This window comes from Pseudomonas persica (assembly GCF_900291015.1).
Taxonomy (GTDB): Bacteria; Pseudomonadota; Gammaproteobacteria; order Pseudomonadales; family Pseudomonadaceae; genus Aquipseudomonas.
On sequence record NZ_OLKL01000025.1, the window covers coordinates 113,117 to 133,228 of the forward strand.

Consider the following 20,112-nt stretch of genomic DNA (forward strand, 5'->3'; position numbering starts at 1 on the left):
ACTCCCACAAGCCAGAACATAGGGCGCTGGCTTGCCGGCGATCGCGCCACACATCGGCCCCAGGCTTCAACCCCGCTCTCGGGCCCGCACCGCGGTCACAGTCTCCCCGCCAACCCCCCAGTTATCGGTCGGCACTTCCTCGATCACCACAAAGGTACTGGCCGGCGGCTTGCCCAGTACCTGCTGCAGCATGCGGGTGGTCTGTTCGATCAGCTGGCGCTTGTGCTCAGCGCTCACCCCTTCATCGGTCACGCGAATATGGACATAGGGCATGGTTGCTCGCTCCCCTGTTCAATGCCAGGTGCCAGCGGTACTACCGCCATCCACCGGCAGGATCACGCCGCTGACGAAGCGTGAGTCGGCCAGGTACAGCACCGCATCCACAACATCCTGCGGTGAGCCGGTGCGGCCACTGGGTGACAACGCGCCCAGCCCCTGCACATTGCCGCCGTGCAGTGGCGTATCGATGATCCCCGGTGCCACCGCATTCACTTGCACGCCGCTGGCTGCCAGTTCCAGCGCCAGGCCTTTCACCGCCTGGTTCAGGCCGCCCTTGACCAGCACCGGCAGCAGGGCCGGCACGCGGGTGTCCGGTTGCAAGGCGATGGAGGCGGTGATGGCGATGATCTGCCCGTGCCCTTGCCGGGTCATGATCCGCGCCGCTTCCTGGGCCGGGTAGAAGAAACCCTTGAGGTTGGTGCCGACCAGGGCGTCGACATCCGCTTCGCTGTACTCGACAAACGGCTTGGCAATGAAGATGCCGGCGTTGTTGATCAGCAGGTCGACCCCACCAAAGGCATGTTCAGCGCTGGTGAACAGGCGCTGCGCCGTGCTCGGCTCGGCGATGTCGCCAGCTACGCCGATGAAGCGTGAAGGGTTGCCGAGGCGGGCGGCGGCTTGCTCCAGGCGGGCCTGGCTGCGGGCATTGCCGATCACGTTGTCGCCGCGTTCGAGGAAGGCCTCGGCCAGGGCGAAACCCAGGCCGCTGGAGGCCCCGGTAATGATGACGGTGCGTGGCGTGTTCATGTGCATGATCTCCAGTGAAGTGAGCCATGGGCTCGGTGTGGAGCCACTGTAGGTTGCTACCAGCACTTGAAAAATGAGGCGCGGGGCATTTCAATCGATACATCATGTAATCAATCGAGCCGTCATGACCCGCCATTTCGATGACCTGCAACTGGGCAGCCTGGAACTGTTCTGCCTGGCCGCCGACAGCGGCAGCTTCACTGCTGCGGCCACGGAGGCCGGCGTTACCCCGGCGGCGGTCAGCCGCAGCGTGGCGCGCCTGGAAGAGCGCCTGGGCGTGCGCCTGTTCGTCCGCACCACCCGGCAGATGCGCCTGTCCGCAGCGGGCCAGGCCTATTACCAGCAATGCCGGCAGGCGCTGGGGCAGTTGGTCGAGGCCGAGCGCCAGGTCACCGGCGGGCAGGTCGAACCGAGCGGCCGCCTGCGCATCAGTGCGCCCACGCCCTATGCCCACCACCGGCTGTTGCCGCTGCTGCCGCGGTTTCGCCAGCGCTACCCGAAGGTGCAGGTGGATGTGCATGTCAGCAACCGCAACGTCGACTTTGCCGAGGAACCGTTCGACCTGGCCATTCGTGGTCGCGAGCCGGCCGATTCACGGCTGGTAGCGCGCCGCCTGGAGGATGCCGAACTGGTGGTGGTGGCCACCCCGGGCTACTTGGCCCGTGCCGGCACGCCACAAACACCGCACGACTTGCTGCACCATGAGTGCATCCAGTTCGAACTGCCCAGCAGTGGTCGCCGCCCGCCGTGGAGCTTTCGCCAGGATGGCGAGGAGGTGGAGATCGAAACCCAGGGGGCGTTCACCTGCTTGGGCGACTTCCTCGCCACCGTCACGCTGGTGCGTCATGGCGGCGGGCTGATGCAGGCTTACCGCTTTACCGTGCAGGACGCACTGGCCGGTGGCGAACTGGTGGAAGTGCTCGCTGAGTTTGGCGGCACCTCGCGGCCGTTCATGCTGATCTATCCCCAGGCCCGGCATATGCCGCTGCGGGTGCGGGTGTTCATCGATTTCCTGTTGGCGCAAGCCGGCCTGCCGTTGGGCTGAAGCGGCGCGCTGCCGGCATTGGGCAACAATGCTTCTCTCACAGGGATGTCACCGCTCTTGGCTGCGCCGCTGCACCTGTGGGAGCGGGTTTACCCGCGAAGGGGCCTGCGCAGGCTGGCGCCGTCGTCAGAACCAGCGATCGTTCTTCTTGCGCCCGCGGGTCAGCGACGGCAGGATCAGCCCCGCCAGCAAACCTGCACCGGCAATGCTGCCGCCATACACCATGTAGCGCATCATCACCTGCTTGTTCTCGTCACCCAGGCGGGCCTGGGTATCGCGCAGGTTCGACTGGCTCTGGTCGAGCTGTTCGTTGAGCGCCTTGTTGCGCGCCTCCAGTTCGTCGATCAGCTTCTTGCGCGAATCGAGGGTTTCCTGCATGCCCTGCACGCGGTTCTTCCAGCTGTCGTCGATGTTCTTCAACTGCCCGGTCAGGTCCGCGACCTGGGCATCGAGCTGCGGCAGGCGCTCGTTCTGGCCTGGCACCGACTGCAGGTCGTTGCTGAGAATCCACACCACATCGCCGTTCTGCCCGCGCACCTGGCTGTAGTTGCCCTGGCTGCCGATCAGGGTCAGCTTCTGCCCCGACTTGAGCGTACCGACGATGCGGTGGCCATCGGTCGGGCCGCTGCGCACGTAGGTGCTCAGGCTGTCGCTGACCCAGCGTGCATCGCTGGCAGGCTCTTCGGCGTGCACCGGTGCGACAAGGGCCACCAGGGCGGCGATCAGGCCGCTGCGCAGGGCAGTGAGGGCGGAAGCAGTTGGGCGGGAATCGGGCATGTTGGGTCTTCGCTGAAACAGGACAAAAGTAGGCCCGGTGACTGGGCCGATGAACCGGTCGGTGAGTTGACCGTCAGCGAAAGACCGTTTTTTTGTCAGCAGGTTCACTACCTGATATCGGAAATGTCTGCAGGATGTTGCAAGGCTTCAACCGGCAACGCCGGGCTAGACTCAAAGGCTCACACTCTTTCATGGAGCAAGACCATGACTGCCAAGAACACGATTTGCCTCTGGTACGACAACGATGCTGAGGCGGCAGCGAATTTTTACGCCAGCATCTTCCCTGATAGCAGAGTGATTGCCGTGCACCAGGCTCCCGCTGACTACCCATCCGGCAAGCAAGGTGACGTGATTACCGTGGAGTTCAGTGTGATGGGGATTCCCTGCGTGGGGCTCAATGGCGGCAAGGCCTTCACGCACTGCGAGGCTTTTTCGTTTCAGGTCAGTACCGAGGACCAGGCCGAGACCGACCTCCTGTGGGATGCCATTGTCGGCAACGGCGGCGAGGCCAGCGTCTGCGGGTGGTGCAAAGATAAATGGGGGATTTCGTGGCAGATCACCCCGCGCATTCTCATCGAAGCCATTGGCCACCCCGACCGGGCGGCGGCCAAGCGAGCGTTCGACGTCATGATGCAGATGGGCAAGATCGATGTGGCGCAGATCGAGGCGGCGTTGAAGGGCTGATGCAAGTCCGTTTTCAACGCGGTGGCGGGCACCGGCTGCGCCGGTGTTCGCGGGAACGCCCGCTCCCATGGGGGCCTGCTGATTCAATGAGTCATGTGCAGTTCCTTGAGGCGCTGGCTTGCCGGAGATGGGCCGCAATGCGGCCCCAGCTTCCTCTGGTTGGCCTCAGTTGCCGCTCACTTCGGCCTCTGCCGCCGCCTTGGTCGAAGCCTTCTTCTCCTGCACCACGATGTAGAACTCTTCGCCATGCTTCACCGCGCCATACAGCACGGCCTTTTCGATCAGCTCGTTGCCGCGCAGGTGGCGCAGCATCATCGGGTCCTTGCGCAGGTCGCGGTACAGTGCCAGGCACAGCAGCACCATCACTACCACGAACGGCAGGGCCACGACGATAGTCAGGTTCTGCAGGCCAGTCAGCGCCTCGCCGGGGTCGCGCGGGTCGCCGATTGCCAGCATGATCGCCGCCACCGTACCGGTCAGCGCACCCCAGAAAATCACCGTGCGTCGCGATGGCGTGGTGGTGCCGTGCTCCGATAGCGTGCCCATCACCAGTGAGGCCGCATCGGCACCGGAGACGAAGAAGATACCCACCAGAACCATCACCAGCACTGAAGTCGCCGAGGCCAGCGGATAGCTGTCCAGCAATTGGTACAGCGCGTGGTTGCTGTTGACCGCACCATTGGCCAGCTGGAAGGCGCCTTCGCGCAGGGCGTCGATACTCGCGCCGCCAAAGATGGTGAACCACACCAGGCTGACCAGGCTCGGCACCAGCAGCACCCCGGTGACGAACTGGCGGATGGTGCGGCCGCGGCTGATGCGGGCGATGAACATGCCCACGAACGGCGTCCAGGAAATCCACCAGGCCCAGTAGAACACGGTCCAGCCGGCCAGCCAGCTGTTCATCTGCTCCCCGCCGCTGGCGTTGGTGCGGGCCATCATTTCCGGCAGCATCTTGACGTAGATGCCGATCGAGGTTGGCAGCAGGTTGAGCATCAGCAGGGTCGGGCCGACCATGAACACGAACACCGCCAGCACCAGTGCCAGCACCATGTTGGTGTTGGACAGCCACTGGATGCCCTTGCCGATGCCCGACACCGCCGAGGTGACGAAAGCAATGGTCAGCAGGGTGATGATCGAGATGTAGAACAGCTTGCCGGGGCTTTCGATCCAGCCGTTGTATTCCAGGCCTCCGGCGATCTGCAGCGCACCCAGGCCCAGCGAGGCCGCCGAGCCGAACAGCGTGGCGAAGATTGCCATCATGTCGATCAGGCGGCCGAGCGGGCCGTTGGCATACTTGCCGATCAATGGCCGGAAGGCGGCAGAAATCAGTTGCGAGCGGCCGCGGCGGAAGGTGCCATAGGCAATCACCAGGCCGACGATGGCGTACATGGCCCAAGGGTGCAGAGTCCAGTGGAACAGTGTGGTGGCCATGGCCACCTGCATCGCTTCGCTGGACTGCCCGGTGGCTGTCCCAGGGGGTGGCGACACATAGTGCGACAGCGGTTCGGCAACGCCGAAGAACATCAGGCCGATGCCCATGCCGGCGCTGAACATCATCGCCACCCAGGACACCGTGCGAAATTCTGGCTGTTCGCCATCACGGCCCAGCGGGACCCGGCCGTAACGGCTGGCGGCCAGCCACAGCACGAACACCACGAACAGGCTGGAGGTGAGCACGAAGAACCAGCCGAAGTTGAGAATGACCCAGGATTGCGCGCTGGAGGCGCTGCTGGCGAGGCTGGCCTGGTTGAGGAAGCCCCAGAGGACGAAAGCGATTGCCAGGAGGCTGGTGAAACCAAAGACGATCCAGTCGAGCTTGCCCTCGAAACGCCGGTCCTGGCGTGCTTCTGCGGTTTTCGAGGGGTCCGTCACGCCGAGGTCGAGCGTTTCGGTGATGTGTTCCTTTGCCATGTATGATGAGGCCCCTTTCTGGCTTACCTGCAGGCGCAGGCTTGTAGTTGTGTGGGCGACCGAGTTCGATGACTGCCTCGGCGAGAAGATTGCCGGCGGGATTATCCTGCGCACGAAACGGCGGCTCCTGTCCCGATAACGCCCCGGGGCGTCCATTACGCGACTTGCCAAATACTTTTAGTTCTGGGGGCGATGGCCCTTTCTGCCTCGCGTTCTGGTACCCTGATGGGCATACCCCGGGCCTGCACATCCGAGCGGCGTAGAAGCGCTGCTGCTTGTGGGCCTGGCCGTACCAGGAAACGGAGATTCGTCAAAATGGCCACTGACCGTGTGAGCCTGATTCATTTCGATAAATTGAGCATGAGCCCTGCCGCTGCCGATCGGTTCCAGAAAGCCCTCGACGCGCTGGAAGCGCTCAAGCTGCAGGACCGTTACGTGTATCTCATCGCTCCTTATCTGGGTGATATCGCTGACGCCTCCGACCGTGAGCAACTGGCCACCGCCCTGGAGCAGGGCTTGCGCGTGGTTGACGAGCTGCTGGCTGCTAGGTCGGTCAGCAAGGTCAAGGCCGAGGAAGTACGCCAGGTGTTCCACAGCGCCGCCGAGCGTGCGCGGGCAGAAATGCCCGGCTGAATGGCGGCATGGCCAAAGATATCGACAACCCTTGCGTCTCGCTGTGCCAGCTCAATAGCGAGTTGTGCGTGAGCTGTGGCCGCAGCCGTGACGAAATTCGCAAATGGCGGGGCATGAAGCGCCCCGAGAAGATGGCCACCGTGCAGCGGGCGGCAACGCGGATGAAGGCTATCGCCAAGAAGGCGGCCAAGCGGCAGAATACAGGCTGAACCTGCGTGCCCCGCGCGCGGCCTTTCCTGATTGTCTGACGAGCCTGAAATGGATTCTCACTCGCTGTTTGCCTTTACCCTGGTCGCTGCCATTGCGATTGCCAGCCCCGGCCCTGCTACCCTGATGGCCATCAACAACAGCCTGGCCCATGGCCAGCGCAGCGCGATCTGGTCGTCGCTGGGCAATGGCTCGGGCCTGTTCTGCCTGTCGGCTGCCGCCATGCTGGGGCTGGGCGCGCTGCTGGCCAGTTCCGAAATGCTGTTCAATGCCGTGAAGATCCTTGGCGCGGGCTACCTGTTCTACCTGGGGGCGCGGCAATTGCTGAAAAAGAGCCCGATGCTGGCACAGGGAGCCGCAGATGGTCTGGCCAAGGTCCGGCCCACGCCGCTGAAGCTGTACAAGTCGGCCTTCTTTACGGCAGTGACCAACCCCAAGGCGACCATGTTCTTCACCGCACTGTTCCCGCAGTTCATCGACCAAGGGGCAGCGTTGCTGCCGCAATTCCTGATCCTGACCGGAATTTTCGTCGCGTTGTCGCTGGTTTCGCTGAGTCTGTATGCCGCGCTGGCGGCGCGAGCCAAGGGCGTGCTGACCCGGCCGTCGCTGTCGCGCTGGGTGAGCCGGGTGGTGGGCACGACCTTTATCGGTTTTGGCGCAGCGATCCTTGCGATGCGCCGACAGGGGGCCTGAAATATGAGGGCCGCCTCTTCTGGCCGATAAAAGGCCAACCTGATGGTCATACATGGTCCAGACTGTCTTTAGCACGCATAGAGGGATGCTGCAGTCGACCACAGGATGTGGCAGCTTTTGGCCACTGCTCCGGGTCTGCGGATGTTACATGTGCCGAGGGTTGTCGATGATCGAGCGCTGCTTGCGCCACGCCTTGCTGCTACTGCCGTGCCTGGTACTGCTGCCGCTGGCGGCGGTAGCGCACGAGGAATGCCGGCGGCTGACTGCGACCGGCAACCCGGAATACCCCCCCTACCTGTGGCGCGACCTGCAAAACCCTCAGCAACTGATCGGTGCCAATGCCGACCTGCTCAAGTACCTGGGCAAGCAACTGGGGCTGGAAATCGAGGTGGTCTACGGCGGGCCGTGGTCGCGCGCCCAGGAAGAAGTGCGCACGGGCCGGATCGACCTGATGGCCGGGTATTTCCTGACCAAGGCCCGCCAGCAACAGATGGACTTCATTACCCCGCCATTCCTGCATACCCCCAGCGTGGTCTGGGTACACCGGGACCATGCCTTTGCCTATCGTCGATGGGCCGATCTCAAGGGCCGTAAAGGCGGCATGCTGGTCAACAACAGCCACGGCCAGCAGTTCGATGACTACGCCAGGGCCAACCTCACCCTCGAAGCGGTACCCGGTGCCAGGCAAGCGTTCGAGAAGTTGGTGCACAAGCGCAGCGATTACGTGGTGTACGAGCAGTACCCCGGCATGGCGCTGGCGCGCACCTTGGGTATCGCAGGGACTGTACAGGTGCTGGAACCGCCGATATCCAGCGAAGGGCTGTACCTGGCGATGTCGCATGACTCGCCCTGCAACCAGCCGCAGCTGCGTGAGGCGCTGGCACGAGAGATGGAAAAGATCGTTGCCGGGGCGCTGCCGGAGCAGCTGTTGCAGCAAAACCTGGAACGTTGGCAGTAGCAGCCGCTCTCTTAGAACTGCACATCATTCATTGAATTAGCAGGGCCTTTGTGGGCGCGGCTAAAGCCGCACAGGGTACGCGCACCGCTGGCGAACTCAGTTCTCTGTGCGGCAGCGCAGCCCAAAGGCTGGGCGATCCCCTACAGGGACCGCGCCAGCTGCTCGGCTTCCTTGGCCCGGGTCACGCTGACCGCGCCGGGCAGGTTGACATCGTTCTTCGCCGCGAGGATCTCGGCCATGACGCTGACGGCGATCTCGGCCGGGGTCTTGCTACCGATATAAATGCCGATAGGGCCGTGCAGGCGCTGCAACGACGCTTCGCTTTCGCCGAAGTGTTCGATCAGCCGCTCGCGGCGCAGCTGGCTGTTGCGCCGTGAGCCGATGGCGCCGATGTAGAACGCCGGGCTGTGCAGGGCTTCGAGCAGGGCCAGGTCGTCCAGCTTGGGGTCGTGGCTGACGGCGACGATGGCGCTGCGCAGGTCCGGGGCGAAGGTTCGCACCACGTCGTCCGGCATGCCGGGCAGGTGGTTGACGCCGGCAACGTTCCAACCTGCCGTGTATTCGGGGCGTGGGTCGCACAGGGAAACGCTGAAACCATTGAACAGGGCCATGGTCGCCAGGTATTCGGCCAGCGCGCCGGCACCGATCAGCAGCAGGCGGTAGCCGGGGCCGAGGGTGCTGAGCATGTATTGGCCATCGAAGCTGAACAGTTCGGGTGTGCTGGTGGCGGTCAGGCTGGCTTCACCGCTGCGCAGGTCGAGCCCACGACGTACCAGACTGCCACTGTCGAGGTCGGCGAGCAGCTGCTCGAAGTGTTGCAACGATGGGGCGAATTCCAGCACCAGTTCAAGGGTACCGCCACAGGGCAGGCCGAAGCGGTGGGCCTCGTCGGCGCTGACGCCGTAGCGCACCACCTGGGGCAGACCGCCAGGCATGCCGGGGCCGCTGTAGGCGCAGGTGTAGCGGTGGATGAGGTCGTCTTCGATGCAGCCGCCAGAGACACTGCCGACCACGCGGCCGTCGCTGCGCAGGGCCATCATCGAGCCCACCGGGCGGGGAGAGGAGCCCCAGGTGCGGGCGACCGTGGCGAGCAGGGCGCGGTGGCCGGCGGCGAGCCAGTCTCGGGTGGTGCGCAGGACCAGCAGGTCGATGCTTTCCATTTGGACTCCATTAAAACCGATGTTCAAGGGGGGCTGTGCCGGCCTCTTCGCGGGTGAACCCGCTCCCACAGGTTCTGCATAATTCAGGAGGCTGGTGCAAACCCTGTGGGAGCGGGTTCACCCGCGAAAGGGCCTTCACAGTTCAGCGCATATGCAAAATGATCGGGCTGCTACTGGCCGGATCGGTATGCCCACGCAACTTGCCCACCGCCTGCGCATTCACCGCACCACCATTGTTCCCCCAGGCACTGCGCACGAAACCCAGCACATCAGCAATTTCCTGGTCACTCAGTTGTTCACGGAAGGCCGGCATGCGATAGGCATCGGGCAACCCGGCCGTCACCACCCGTTGCGAACCATTGAGGGTGATATTGATCGCCGAGGCGTCTTCCCTGGCCAGTGCCGAGGTAGCGCCGGCCAGGGGTGGCATCCATTCGGCCTGGCCTTTGCCGTCCAGACCGTGGCACGACGCACAGCGGGTTACATAGGTATGCGCTCCAGGGCTATCGAGCCGCGCCGCAGCCGATTCGGCCTGGTACTGCCACGGCGCGCCATCGCGTTGCGGGTCACCGGGCAGCGACTTCAGGTAGTGGGCGATGGCGGCCAGGTCGTCGTCGCTCATGAACTGCGTGGAGTTGTTGAACGCCTCGGTCATCGAGCCGAATACCACCGCATGCCGGTTGCGCCCGGTCTTGAGGAACTGCGCAATCTCGGCCTCGCTCCAGCGCCCCAGCCCGGTGTTGGGGTCGGCACGCAGGCTCGGTGCATACCAGCCATCGAGCAGGGCACCAGCGAGGAACGGCTTGCCGCTGTCATCCAGGGCCTTTTCGTTGAAGGCCAGGCCGCGCGGGGTATGGCAGCTGCCGCAGTGGCCGGGCCCCTGGACGATGTAAGCGCCGCGGTTCCATTGCGCATCCTGCCCGGTCTGGTCGGCGTAAGGCGTGTTGGCGGCGAACAGGCCGTTCCACATGGCAATGGGCCAGCGCCAGTTCAGCGGCCAGGGAATGTCGCTGGCCAGGTTGGCCTGCTGCACCGGTTGCACACCGTGCATGAAGAAGGCGTACAGCGCCTTCACATCGTCATCGCTGAGCTTGGCGTAGGACGGGTAGGGCATGGCCGGGTACAGCCGCCGGCCACCGGGCGCGACGCCCTGGCGCACGGCGCGGTCAAAGTCGGCCAGGCTGTAGTGCCCGATGCCGGTGTCGCGGTCGGGGGTGATGTTGGTGGCATGGATCGCCCCCAGCGGGGTGGCCATTTCCAGCCCGCCGGCGAACGGTTTGCCGTCCGGCAGGCTGTGGCAGGCCACGCAGTCGCTGAGCCGGGCCACGTACTCGCCACGGCTGATCAGCGCCGGGTCGGCAGCCGTGGCTTGCGCCTCGGCAAACGGCGAGGCGGGCTCGCGGGTGACATACCAGGCCAGCAGGCCTGCCGCGACCAGGCACGGCAGCGCCAGCCAGCCAGCGGTTCTTGCGAAACGATGGGTCATGGGGCGTCCTTGTGTGCTCAGCTGAAGGTATGGCGGCTCAATGGCAGGCTGCGTACGCGCTGGCCGGTGAGCTGCGCGACTGCGTTGGCCACCGCCGGTGCCACGGCGGGCAACGGTGGCTCGCCGATGCCGCCCATCTTCGCCCCGCTTTCGACAATGCGCACATGCACCCTGGCCATGCGCGCCGGCGGCAGGATCGGGTACAGGTCGTAGTTGCGCGCGCGCGGCTTGCCATCGAAGTACACCGCTTCTTCCAGCAGTGTCTGCGACAGGCCCAGGGCGACGGCGCCGTTGACCTGGTGCTCGATGATCGCCGGGTTGACGATGCTGCCCGGGTCGATGGCCTGCCAGATGTCGTGCACCTTGACCTGGCCGTTCTCGATCGACACTTCGGCAATGACCGCTGCCTCCGAGCCGAACGGCGAGGCCATGGCCACGCCACGCGCCCGCTTGCTGCCATCCTCGGCGGTGAACGGCCCGCGCTTCCAGCCGCCGGACAGTTCGGCGACGGCCTGCAGCAGGTTGGTCAGGCGCGGGTTGTCGCGCAGCAGGTGCAGGCGCAGTTCGAACGGGTCCTTGCCGCCTTTGTCGGCCAGCTCGTCGAGGAACGACTCATAGAAGAAGTCGTTCAGCGAGTTGCCCACCGAGCGCCAGTAGCCGAGCATGGCCGGGCCTTTGACGTAGATCTGCGCGATGCGCTTGTTGGCGATGGCGTAGGACTTGCCCGACAGCCCTTCGAGCGCGGTCGGGTCGAGCTTTTCGCCTTGCTTGCCGGCGATGGCTTCGGTCGGGCCTTCGGTGGCGCTCACGGCTTCGAGGGCTACCGGCAGGCCGTCGGCATTCAGCCCGGCGCGGAACTTCACCACGGCGACCGGGCGCAGCACATCGCGGAGGAATTCTTCTTCGCGGCTCCAGATGAGTTTCACCGGCCGGCCGACCGCTTTGGCCAAGGCAATGGCCTGCGGGTAGGGGTTGGCCGAGTCGTACAGGAAGTGGCGGCCAAAGAAACCGCCCAGCAACGGCGAATGCAGGGTGATCTGCGCCGGGGCCAGGCCGGTGCGTTTGGCGATGTCATCACGGAACATGTCCGGCGCCTGGTTGGGCAGCCATACCTCCAGGGTGCCGTCCGGGTTGAAGCGCGCCAGTGCCGACGGCGGTTCCAACTGGGCGTGGTTGAGGTACTGGTTGTGGTAGGTTGCCTCGACCCGGGTCTTGGCACTGGCCAGCATACCGGCCACATCGCCCTGGTTTTCGTCGTCGCGGGCCGGGCCCGTGACCGTGGCCAGGTGCTCGCGCCAGCCATCGCTGGAGAAATCGGCCGGCATCGGTCGTGCCGGGCTGTCGGCAGCGGGCTCCTGCCAGTCCACCTGGATGGCTTCGACCGCGCGCTTGGCGTGCCACCAGCGTTCGGCAACCACCGCCACGGCGCCCGGCAGCTGATGCACCGAATGCACGCCTTTCATGGCCTTGACCTGGTCTTCGTTGCGCAGGCTGCCGACGGTCATGCCCAGGCGTGGTGCGTGCTGCACGGCAGCGTGGAGCATGCCGTCGACCTTGATATCGATGCTGTACACGGCCTTGCCGGTGGACTTGTCGTAGGCATCCAGGCGACGTACCGGCTTGCCGATCCAGCGAAACTGGCTGGGGTCGCGCAGCTTGACGCTGGCCGGGTCTGGTACCGGCAGGTCCATGGCGCGCCCGGCCAGTTCACCGTAGGGGATGGAGCGGCCAGTCGTGGTATGTACCACGTGACCCGGTGTGGTGGAGAGTTCTTCGACCGGCACGCCCAGTTGCTCGGCACCCGCCTGCAGCAGCATGGCCCGGGCCAGGGCGCCCAGGCGGCGCATGGTCGGATAGCTCATGCGCACCGACATGCTGCCGCCGGTGATGCGCATGCCGTTTTCCATCACTACATAGGCTTCCCCGGGCGGCGCGCTATCGACCACGAAGTTGGCCGGGTCGACGTCCAGCTCTTCACCAACGATCTGCGCCATGGCGGTGAAGGGGCCTTGCCCGCCTTCCATGAACGGGCTGAGCAGGCGCACTGTACCGTCTGGGCGGATCTCCAGAAACGCCGGCACCTGGGTGCCGCGCTCCGTGGTTGCTGCGGCCGCTGCCTGCACACGGGCCGACCCCATGGGCAGGCCGAAACCAAGCACCAGAGCACCGACAGCCGTGCCGGCAAGGAAGCGCCGACGCGACAGGTTGACCGTTTCGCCCTGCTGCAGCTGGAGCAGTTCGGCGGGGGAATCGACTGGCGTGTTCATCAGGCCTTCTCCCCTTGGGCCAGTTCATGCACGGCGGCATGGATGGCGTTGTAGGTGCCGCAGCGGCACAGGTTGACCATGGCTGCCTCGATCTGCGCGTCACTGGGCTTGGGCGTGTGCTTGAGCAGCGCCGTGGCCGCCATTACCTGGCCGGACTGGCAGTAGCCGCACTGGGCCACCTGGTGCTCGACCCAGGCCGCGACCACCCGTTTGCCGACGGCATCGGCCTCGATCGCCTCGATGGTGGTCACCTCGCGCCCGACCACCCCAGCCACCGGGGTGACGCAGGCACGCACCACGTTGCCGTCCACCAGCACCGAACAGGCACCGCATTGGGCCAGGCCGCAGCCATACTTGGTGCCGGTCAGCCCCAGGTCATCGCGGATCACCCATAGAAGGGGCGTGTCGGCGTCTGCCTCGACCTGATAGGTCTTCTGGTTGATGCGTAGTTCCATGGTTCACCTGTCCGTCAACGGTTGCTATCGCCTGGTTTTTTCGAGCGGGGAATACGGTGCTCCCCAGTGCAGAAACGCTAGCACAGCGGGGTGACCGCTGGTCTGCTGGCACGGGCAGGTTCAGAGGATCAGGCAAGCAATTCGGTGGAATGCGCAAGTCTGCACCGGCCCTATCGCCGGCAAGCCGGCTCCACCTCGACCGCATCGACCTCACGTCATGTGCAGTTCCTGTGAGAGCCGGCTTGCCGGCGATAGGGCCGGCGCAGGCAAACAGGACTTCCGGTGTGAAAACCCGGATAATGCCGGCCAATTTCGTTTTGCACGCTCAAATCACGGTAATCCCGCATGGAAATCAAGGTCAATTTTCTCGACAATCTCCGTCTCGAAGCCAAGTTCGACGACTTCACGGTGATCGCCGACCAACCGATCCGCTACAAGGGTGATGGCTCGGCCCCGGGGCCGTTCGACTATTTCCTGGCGTCTTCGGCCTTGTGCGCGGCTTACTTCGTCAAGCTTTACTGCCAGACCCGCGACATCCCCACCGAAAACATTCGCCTGTCGCAGAACAACATCGTCGACCCGGAAAACCGCTACAACCAGATCTTCAAGATTCAGGTCGAGCTGCCCGAGGACATTTCCGAGAAGGACCGTCAAGGCATCCTGCGCTCCATCGACCGCTGCACCGTGAAGAAGGTGGTGCAGACCGGCCCCGAGTTCGTGATCGAAGTGGTCGACAACCTCGATGCCGATGCCCAGGGCCTGCTGATGCCGGTGGCGGACACCAGCACCTGCATCCCCGGCAAGGACCTGCCGCTGGAGCAGACCATCGCCAACATGTCGGGCATCCTCGCCGGGCTGGGGATGAAGATCGAAATCGCCTCGTGGCGCAACATCGTGCCTAACGTGTGGTCGCTGCACGTGCGCGACGCCCAGTCGCCGATGTGCTTCACCAACGGCAAGGGCGCGACCAAGGAGGCGGCGCTGGCCTCAGCGCTGGGCGAGTTCATCGAGCGGCTGAACTGCAACTTCTTCTATAACGACCAGTTCTGGGGCGAGGACCTGGCCAACGCGCCGTTCGTGCACTACCCGAACGAGCAGTGGTTCAAACCCGGCCCACGCGATGCGCTGCCGGCCGAGATCCTCGATCAGCACTGCCTGGCAATCTACAACCCGGACGGCGAACTGCGCGGCTCGCACCTGTACGACACCAACTCGGGCAACACCGCGCGCGGCATCTGCTCGCTGCCGTTCGTGCGCCAGTCTGACCAGCAGGTGGTGTACTTCCCGTCCAACCTGATCGAGAACCTGTTCCTCAGCAACGGCATGAGCGCCGGCAACACCCTGGCCGAGGCGCAGGTGCAGTGCCTGTCGGAAATTTTCGAACGCGCCGTGAAACGCGAGATTCTCGAAGGCGAGCTGTGCCTGCCGGATGTGCCGCAGGAGGTGCTGGCCAAGTACCCGGCCATCGTTGCCGGTATCCAGGGCCTGGAAGAGCAGGGCTTCCCGGTGCTGGTCAAGGATGCGTCGCTGGGGGGCGAGTTCCCGGTGATGTGCGTGACCTTGATGAACCCGCGCACCGGTGGCGTGTTCGCTTCGTTCGGCGCCCACCCGAGCCTGGAAGTGGCGCTGGAGCGCAGCCTCACCGAACTGCTGCAGGGCCGCAGCTTCGAAGGCTTGAACGACCTGCCGCAGCCGACCTTCGAAAGCCACGCGCTGACCGAGCCGAACAACTTCGTCGAGCACTTCATCGACTCCAGTGGCGTGGTGTCGTGGCGCTTCTTCAGTGCCAAGGCCGACTTCGAATTCGTCGAGTGGGACTTCTCCGGCCATGGCGAGGATTCCAACGTGCAGGAGGCCGCGACCCTGTTCGGCATCCTCGAAGAGCTGGGCAAGGAAGTGTACATGGCGGTGTACGACACCCTCGGCGCCACCGCCTGCCGCATCCTGGTGCCGGGCTACTCGGAGATCTACCCGGTCGAAGACCTGATCTGGGACAACACCAACCGCGCCTTGGCGTTCCGCGCCGACATCCTCAACCTGCACAGCCTGGACAACCGTTCCCTCAAGCTGCTGCTCAAGCGTCTGGACAACTGTGATGTGGATGACTACACCACCATCACCACGCTGATCGGTGTGGAGTTCGACGAGAACACGGTGTGGGGCCAGTTGACCATTCTGGAGCTGAAGCTGCTGATCTGCCTGGCGGTGCAGCGCTTCGAGGACGCCAAGGAACTGGTCGAGGCGTTCCTGCAGTTCAACGACAACACCGTCGAGCGCGGACTGTTCTACCAGGCGCTGAATGTAGTGCTGGAAGTACTGCTGGACGATGAACTGGAAATGGCCGACTACGAAGCCAACTTCCGCCGCATGTTCGGTAACCCGCGCATGGACGCGGTGCTGGGTTCGGTGGACGGCAGCGTGCGCTTCCATGGCCTGACCCCGACCAGCATGAAGCTCGAAGGGCTCGATCGCCATCTGCGTCTGATCGAAAGCTACAAGAAGCTGCACGCGGCCAGGGCCAGGTTCGCCTGATAGCCGCAGTGCTCCAATCGCTATCTTGTACTGACTGTTCTGGCGTCATCGCCGGCAAGCCAGCTCCCACAGGTACAGCACATGGCTTGAGATCGGTGCTGTCGAGGTGGAAGCAGGCTTGCTGGCGATGGGCCGGCAGCCTTTATATAGCGCTTTGTTCTTGCCGCTATCTCCAATCTGTCTTGCCGCTTTGCCTGCCGGGCGCGTAGCGTTTTGCTCCCACCCTCTCAATCCATGGCGCGTTGACCGCCAGAAGGACCTCGGCCGCGCACAGCACGAAGGCGCAGACCATGAGCATCCCTTTGGATACCAATGCCCTCAAAGCCCGCCAGCAAGCCGCGTGGGCCAGTGGCGACTACGCGGTAATCGGTACCACTTTGCAACTGGTTGGCGAACGCCTGGCCGAAGCCTGTGACCTGCGCTGGGACGAGCAGGTGCTGGATGTCGCCGCCGGCAACGGCAATGCCACCCTGGCTGCTGCCCGGCGCGGCTGCTGCGTCACCTCCACCGACTATGTGCCCGAACTGCTCAAGCGCGGCGAAGAACGGGCGCGGGCCGAGCACCTCAACGTGGTGTTCCAGACCGCCGATGCCGAAGCGCTGCCGTTTGCCGATGGCACCTTCGATGCCGTGCTTTCCACCTTCGGCGTGATGTTCGCCCCCGACCAGGCCCGTGCTGCACGCGAGTTGGCTCGAGTGTGCCGGCCCGGCGGCCGCATCGGCCTGGCCAACTGGACCCCGCAAGGGTTCGTCGGGCAGATGTTCAAGACCCTCGGGCGGCACGTACCGCCGCCAGCCGGGGCCTTGCCTCCCTCGCGCTGGGGCGACGAGGAACAACTGCGCGTGCTGTTCGAGGGGGCGCTTGGAGAGCTGAACGTCAGCCGCCAGTACTTCAACTTCCGCTATCGCTCGGCGGCGCATTTCATCGAGGTGTTTCGCACCTGGTACGGGCCGGTGCACAAGGCGTTTGCCACGCTGGAGCCGGAGGCGACCGGGGCGCTGGAGCGGGACCTGACCCAGTTGCTGAATGACAGCAATGTGGGGGGCTCTTCGTCATTGGTGGTGCCGAGTGAATACCTTGAGGTGGTGATCATTCGGGGTTAGCAGGCGCTCCTTCGAAGGCCTCTGCTGGTGGTGGCGCTGCCCGGACATTGAAGAGTTTGCAGAGGAAGTACCAACAGATGGCGACCGTCAGGTTGTAAGGGAACAGCACGGCCCAGAATGGCAGCTGCCAATTTTTTTTGCCCTGCATTTCACCGGGCTCGCCGGTTCGCCAGGGGGCGTAATGGCGCCAGGCTTCTGCCGGGGTCAGGCAGATGGCGTGAAGTGGTTTGTGCCACCAGTTGGGTTCGCCGGGAGGGGGGAGCTTGTCCGGGCCGTGATCCATGAAGTGGCGGAGGTACTCCCAGACTTCGGCGACGTATTGGACGTCGGACTCGGTGGGTTCGTTGCTGTCGACCCAGAGGCAGTCTTTCTGGTGGAGGCTGCCGTCCTCTCGGCAAGGGGCGAAGGCTAGGGCATAGCTCGTGCTAAAGGAAGAACCACCGAATTCTCTGCGTTTGAACAAGCCGCCTCTGATGTTGCACCAGTCGAAGCTAAACACCTTTCCAATTCGTTTGTAATAGATTTTTTTCGTTAGCCTGTTCAGGTAGATGTCTGAGAGATTTCTTATGAAGAATATTCTGTAGGCTAAAAAAGGTGTAAAAATAAACGGCAAAATAATCTGCATGGCAAGAAATACGTAGGCGCCATCAAGTTCATAATTCGTCGAGTCATTTAGAAGTGGTGGATAGGCAAAGAAAGCTGTGGCTATACACATTGCAGTGTACATCTTACCCATGAATACTGAGTCAGTAACCCATGGGTTCCGCAAGCGCAAAAAGAAACTGGTTATATCGGTCAATTGTCCTGAAATTTTTGGATCTATGTTGGTTTTTGTTTTGGGGTTGAATAGCCATATGGTTGCCATGGAATTATCTCTCGATAAAGAAGTCTGCGCTGGAGTTTGTGGAAGTGGCCAAGCAGTGATTCAGGTGGTAGCTGATTGATAAGTTTGCGTTGCTGGCTTTTTTTCTCTGGGTTTTATAGTGCAGTACGACGCCTGCGGGAATGATGTAGCAGTTTGGTGTGGTTGTGAGTGTTGTTGAGTTTCCGTCGGTGTCTTCGACTCTTAGTGTGCCAGACCATTCGCTTTGCCCGATCATAAAATTGGGTAGTAGTATGGTGAACTCTATCGTGGGCACGTCCTCGGATACTTGGCTATGTATAATTGTTGCCCAGTCCGGCGTTGGCCACTGGCTGTTGGTGCTAAGTCTTGTTGTGAACGCTTCCAGGCTGAGTCGCGTTGACTGCTCCAGTGAAAGTGCTATTGGGGCATACGTCTCAGCATGCCATGATTCCATTTCTTCAATAATGCTGGCGAAGCGAGGAAGCTTTTTTTGAAAGTCTAGGGTCAAACCAGGTCGGATTTCTCCATCGTTTTCTCTAGTTCCAAAGATACACCTGCTTGCCCATAGTTCTATCGGGCTATGCAAGCGCTCATGCGCTTTAGAATAGAGATATAGCCCTGCGACTATTAGTGTGCCCCCCGTCAACACGATTCCCGCTGCAGACCAACCTGCAAAAGGTATAAGGAATGTCGGGCCAGCGATGGCTAAACTTCCCTCTAACATAAGGGCGGAACCTATGGCGGTTGTTGCGCCACCAGTTATATTGTATAAGCCGGAAACCGAATCGCCGTTTTGTAATTGACGCCTCCCTTTGGTGAAATCAGATAAAAGACCCGAAATTATCGCCGGATAACCTGATGCTCTTGTGAACAGATGACTCCCTAATAGGTTTACAATTCCGTTGCTAAAGCCCATGCCCGGCGCCGTGGCACTTAATCTCAACATTACGGCTTTCTGTGCTGCCCGTACGCTGACTAATGTGGCTGCCGTTGCACCCATTACGCCAAAGACCGACGCAGCGAACCCTGCGGTGTGTTCCAGGGCATCGCTTTTTTGCAGGCTGTTGTAGGCGGTCTTGAGCGAAATCACGTTGAACCACAGCATCCCGGCGTTCAAACCACCGCCCACGCCGGATGTCAGTAACCCGAGAAAGTTGGGTTTCACTCGCACGGTGGTGGTCAGTTCGATTGAAACCGTCCGGCTTCCCGAGATGCGCAGTTGCTTCATTTNGTTGGGTTTCACTCGCACGGTGGTGGTCAGTTCGATTGAAACCGTCCGGCTTCCCGAGATGCGCAGTTGCTTCATTTCTTCAACTTGGGCCATGCCGCTCTTCAGGTACTTCTCCACTTCCTGGCTGAACGGATTTTCCGCGATGGCCTGCCCGGTAATCCGGTAGCGCGCTGCCAGCAACCCCAGTGCTTTCTCGGCATTGGCCTCGCGCCCCGCCAACAACACCTGCTGACGCAGGCCATGACTGGCATCCCAGCGGGTCTGCCCACGCAGGCGCTTGAGCACCACGGTGTTGACCGACTGCGCAGTGAGGTCGGTGATGTCGGCCATGGCCGGAAAACGGCCGGCTAACCCTTGGATCACGTTGTCGCTGGCGCCGAGCAAGCTGCCGATCGAATCCGCCTTGTCCTTGAACGGGTTGAACGGCGCCAGGGCGGTGTACAGCGGGCTGTCGTGCTGGTCCAGCCACTGTTCGAGACGTTTGAGGCGCTGATCCTGTTCTTCAGTGCCGGGGGCCGGCTGGCCCATCGACTGAATCAGCAGCGCCAGGGAGATTTCCAGCCCGCGCGCGGAAGTGATTTCNGTGCCGGGGGCCGGCTGGCCCATCGACTGAATCAGCAGCGCCAGGGAGATTTCCAGCCCGCGCGCGGAAGTGATTTCGTCGCGGTCGTAGCAGGCCAGGGCCGCGGCCAGGCTGTAGGGGTTATCGACATGTTGGGGTTCGGCGGTCCCGAGCCAGGCGTCATGATCGTGGCTGGCTTGCAAGGCCTGCGTGCGCAAGGTGGCAATACGGCGTTCCAGTTCATCACGCTCGGTGAGGAAGCGCCGGTACTTGGCGAGGTCGAGGCGCTGTGCCAGGCGCGCGCCGTTGGGGGAATAGTCTTCGTGGGTGAGGGCGTGAAAACGTGACTCGGCCGGAGACAGGGCGGGCCCGCGGCGTGCCGTGCCAAGCCGGAACTCGGCGAGCTCCAGCGAAGGTGCATCCGCCGGGTACAGGCTTTCCAGCGTCTTGTTCAGCAGCATGGCCACCAGGTTGCGGTGGTGGAAATCGCGGCTTTGCACGCTTAGCTGCTCGGCATCCAGCCGGTAGCACGCCGGTA

At 63.0% G+C, this 20,112-nt stretch carries 18 protein-coding genes; 8 read left to right on the forward strand and 10 right to left on the reverse strand.

From position 1 onward, the window contains the following. Positions 1 to 66: 66 nt before the first annotated feature. Together FQ664_RS12925 and FQ664_RS12930 are read right to left on the reverse strand one after the other, a co-directional pair. Positions 67 to 273, reverse strand: coding sequence for a tautomerase family protein (locus FQ664_RS12925; protein WP_061551649.1), 207 nt, complete (start codon positions 271 to 273; stop codon positions 67 to 69). 18 nt (positions 274 to 291) lie between these two features. Continuing rightward, positions 292 to 1,026, reverse strand: a complete 735-nt coding sequence (locus FQ664_RS12930; RefSeq protein WP_144172252.1) for an SDR family NAD(P)-dependent oxidoreductase — start codon at positions 1,024 to 1,026, stop codon at positions 292 to 294. Between the two features lie 124 nt (positions 1,027 to 1,150). On the opposite strand from FQ664_RS12930, the gene FQ664_RS12935 reads away from it, so the two are divergent. After that, positions 1,151 to 2,071, forward strand: a complete 921-nt coding sequence (locus FQ664_RS12935) for a LysR family transcriptional regulator (RefSeq protein ID WP_144172253.1) — start codon at positions 1,151 to 1,153, stop codon at positions 2,069 to 2,071. Between the two features lie 126 nt (positions 2,072 to 2,197). On the opposite strand, the gene FQ664_RS12940 is transcribed toward FQ664_RS12935, so the two are convergent. After that, positions 2,198 to 2,848 (reverse strand): TIGR04211 family SH3 domain-containing protein, encoded by a 651-nt coding sequence (locus FQ664_RS12940; RefSeq protein WP_144172254.1) that lies wholly within the window; start codon positions 2,846 to 2,848, stop codon positions 2,198 to 2,200. 204 nt (positions 2,849 to 3,052) lie between these two features. Between FQ664_RS12940 and FQ664_RS12945 the strand changes: the two genes are divergently transcribed. Beyond that, entirely contained in the window at positions 3,053 to 3,532 is a 480-nt protein-coding gene (locus FQ664_RS12945) for a VOC family protein (protein WP_144172255.1), read from the forward strand. Between the two features lie 165 nt (positions 3,533 to 3,697). On the opposite strand, the gene FQ664_RS12950 is transcribed toward FQ664_RS12945, so the two are convergent. Next, positions 3,698 to 5,443: a BCCT family transporter gene (locus FQ664_RS12950; RefSeq protein WP_144172256.1), complete on the reverse strand. Its 1,746-nt coding sequence runs from the start codon at positions 5,441 to 5,443 to the stop codon at positions 3,698 to 3,700. Between the two features lie 315 nt (positions 5,444 to 5,758). On the opposite strand from FQ664_RS12950, the gene FQ664_RS12955 reads away from it, so the two are divergent. The 4 genes from FQ664_RS12955 (at position 5,759) to FQ664_RS12970 (ending at position 7,934) form a co-directional block, all read left to right on the forward strand. Continuing rightward, positions 5,759 to 6,076 (forward strand): hypothetical protein, encoded by a 318-nt coding sequence (locus FQ664_RS12955; protein ID WP_144172257.1) that lies wholly within the window; start codon positions 5,759 to 5,761, stop codon positions 6,074 to 6,076. Positions 6,077 to 6,084: 8 nt separating this feature from the next. Continuing rightward, positions 6,085 to 6,285 (forward strand): DUF1289 domain-containing protein, encoded by a 201-nt coding sequence (locus tag FQ664_RS12960; protein WP_144172258.1) that lies wholly within the window; start codon positions 6,085 to 6,087, stop codon positions 6,283 to 6,285. A gap of 49 nt (positions 6,286 to 6,334) precedes the next feature. Then, on the forward strand, positions 6,335 to 6,976 hold the full coding sequence (locus FQ664_RS12965) for a LysE family translocator (protein ID WP_144172259.1): 642 nt from the start codon (positions 6,335 to 6,337) through the stop codon (positions 6,974 to 6,976). Positions 6,977 to 7,142: 166 nt separating this feature from the next. After that, entirely contained in the window at positions 7,143 to 7,934 is a 792-nt protein-coding gene (locus tag FQ664_RS12970) for a substrate-binding periplasmic protein (RefSeq protein ID WP_144172260.1), read from the forward strand. A gap of 140 nt (positions 7,935 to 8,074) precedes the next feature. Here the strand turns inward: FQ664_RS12970 and FQ664_RS12975 are convergent, their stop codons facing one another. The 4 genes from FQ664_RS12975 to FQ664_RS12990 all read right to left on the reverse strand — a co-directional run bounded on the left by FQ664_RS12975 (position 8,075) and on the right by FQ664_RS12990 (position 13,302). Further along, positions 8,075 to 9,094, reverse strand: a complete 1,020-nt coding sequence (locus FQ664_RS12975) for an XdhC family protein (protein ID WP_144172261.1) — start codon at positions 9,092 to 9,094, stop codon at positions 8,075 to 8,077. A 142-nt stretch (positions 9,095 to 9,236) separates the two neighbouring features. Further along, entirely contained in the window at positions 9,237 to 10,580 is a 1,344-nt protein-coding gene (locus FQ664_RS12980; protein ID WP_144172262.1) for a c-type cytochrome, read from the reverse strand. A 17-nt stretch (positions 10,581 to 10,597) separates the two neighbouring features. Continuing rightward, entirely contained in the window at positions 10,598 to 12,847 is a 2,250-nt protein-coding gene (locus tag FQ664_RS12985) for a xanthine dehydrogenase family protein molybdopterin-binding subunit (protein WP_144172263.1), read from the reverse strand. Beyond that, positions 12,847 to 13,302 carry a (2Fe-2S)-binding protein gene (locus FQ664_RS12990; RefSeq protein ID WP_003259224.1) on the reverse strand — a complete coding sequence of 152 codons (456 nt, stop codon included), beginning with the start codon at positions 13,300 to 13,302 and terminating at the stop codon, positions 12,847 to 12,849. The genes FQ664_RS12985 and FQ664_RS12990 overlap by 1 nt, the downstream gene beginning before the upstream one ends. A 345-nt stretch (positions 13,303 to 13,647) precedes the next feature. On the opposite strand from FQ664_RS12990, the gene FQ664_RS12995 reads away from it, so the two are divergent. Together FQ664_RS12995 and FQ664_RS13000 are read left to right on the forward strand one after the other, a co-directional pair. Continuing rightward, positions 13,648 to 15,834: an OsmC domain/YcaO domain-containing protein gene (locus tag FQ664_RS12995; protein WP_144172264.1), complete on the forward strand. Its 2,187-nt coding sequence runs from the start codon at positions 13,648 to 13,650 to the stop codon at positions 15,832 to 15,834. Positions 15,835 to 16,124: 290 nt separating this feature from the next. After that, positions 16,125 to 16,937 carry a class I SAM-dependent methyltransferase gene (locus FQ664_RS13000; RefSeq protein ID WP_144172265.1) on the forward strand — a complete coding sequence of 271 codons (813 nt, stop codon included), beginning with the start codon at positions 16,125 to 16,127 and terminating at the stop codon, positions 16,935 to 16,937. Here FQ664_RS13000 and FQ664_RS13005 read toward each other — a convergent pair. Continuing rightward, on the reverse strand, positions 16,924 to 17,802 hold the full coding sequence (locus tag FQ664_RS13005) for a DUF6708 domain-containing protein (RefSeq protein ID WP_144172266.1): 879 nt from the start codon (positions 17,800 to 17,802) through the stop codon (positions 16,924 to 16,926). The two genes, FQ664_RS13000 and FQ664_RS13005, sit on opposite strands and share 14 nt — an antisense overlap. Positions 17,803 to 17,806: 4 nt before the next feature. Continuing rightward, positions 17,807 to 20,112, reverse strand: a 2,306-nt coding sequence (locus tag FQ664_RS13010; RefSeq protein ID WP_144172267.1) for a T6SS effector BTH_I2691 family protein, incomplete at its 5' end; no start/stop codon positions are given.

What these genes read in the sequence shown, in the direction of transcription:
- FQ664_RS12925 (WP_061551649.1), bottom strand. Translation starts at nt 273, where the DNA reads ATGCCCTATGTCCATATTCGCGTGACCGATGAAGGGGTGAGCGCTGAG.
- FQ664_RS12930 (WP_144172252.1), bottom strand. Translation starts at nt 1,026, where the DNA reads ATGAACACGCCACGCACCGTCATCATTACCGGGGCCTCCAGCGGCCTG.
- FQ664_RS12935 (WP_144172253.1), top strand. Translation starts at nt 1,151, where the DNA reads ATGACCCGCCATTTCGATGACCTGCAACTGGGCAGCCTGGAACTGTTC.
- FQ664_RS12940 (WP_144172254.1), bottom strand. Translation starts at nt 2,848, where the DNA reads ATGCCCGATTCCCGCCCAACTGCTTCCGCCCTCACTGCCCTGCGCAGC.
- FQ664_RS12945 (WP_144172255.1), top strand. Translation starts at nt 3,053, where the DNA reads ATGACTGCCAAGAACACGATTTGCCTCTGGTACGACAACGATGCTGAG.
- FQ664_RS12950 (WP_144172256.1), bottom strand. Translation starts at nt 5,443, where the DNA reads ATGGCAAAGGAACACATCACCGAAACGCTCGACCTCGGCGTGACGGAC.
- FQ664_RS12955 (WP_144172257.1), top strand. Translation starts at nt 5,759, where the DNA reads ATGGCCACTGACCGTGTGAGCCTGATTCATTTCGATAAATTGAGCATG.
- FQ664_RS12960 (WP_144172258.1), top strand. Translation starts at nt 6,085, where the DNA reads ATGGCCAAAGATATCGACAACCCTTGCGTCTCGCTGTGCCAGCTCAAT.
- FQ664_RS12965 (WP_144172259.1), top strand. Translation starts at nt 6,335, where the DNA reads ATGGATTCTCACTCGCTGTTTGCCTTTACCCTGGTCGCTGCCATTGCG.
- FQ664_RS12970 (WP_144172260.1), top strand. Translation starts at nt 7,143, where the DNA reads ATGATCGAGCGCTGCTTGCGCCACGCCTTGCTGCTACTGCCGTGCCTG.
- FQ664_RS12975 (WP_144172261.1), bottom strand. Translation starts at nt 9,094, where the DNA reads ATGGAAAGCATCGACCTGCTGGTCCTGCGCACCACCCGAGACTGGCTC.
- FQ664_RS12980 (WP_144172262.1), bottom strand. Translation starts at nt 10,580, where the DNA reads ATGACCCATCGTTTCGCAAGAACCGCTGGCTGGCTGGCGCTGCCGTGC.
- FQ664_RS12985 (WP_144172263.1), bottom strand. Translation starts at nt 12,847, where the DNA reads ATGAACACGCCAGTCGATTCCCCCGCCGAACTGCTCCAGCTGCAGCAG.
- FQ664_RS12990 (WP_003259224.1), bottom strand. Translation starts at nt 13,302, where the DNA reads ATGGAACTACGCATCAACCAGAAGACCTATCAGGTCGAGGCAGACGCC.
- FQ664_RS12995 (WP_144172264.1), top strand. Translation starts at nt 13,648, where the DNA reads ATGGAAATCAAGGTCAATTTTCTCGACAATCTCCGTCTCGAAGCCAAG.
- FQ664_RS13000 (WP_144172265.1), top strand. Translation starts at nt 16,125, where the DNA reads ATGAGCATCCCTTTGGATACCAATGCCCTCAAAGCCCGCCAGCAAGCC.
- FQ664_RS13005 (WP_144172266.1), bottom strand. Translation starts at nt 17,802, where the DNA reads ATGGCAACCATATGGCTATTCAACCCCAAAACAAAAACCAACATAGAT.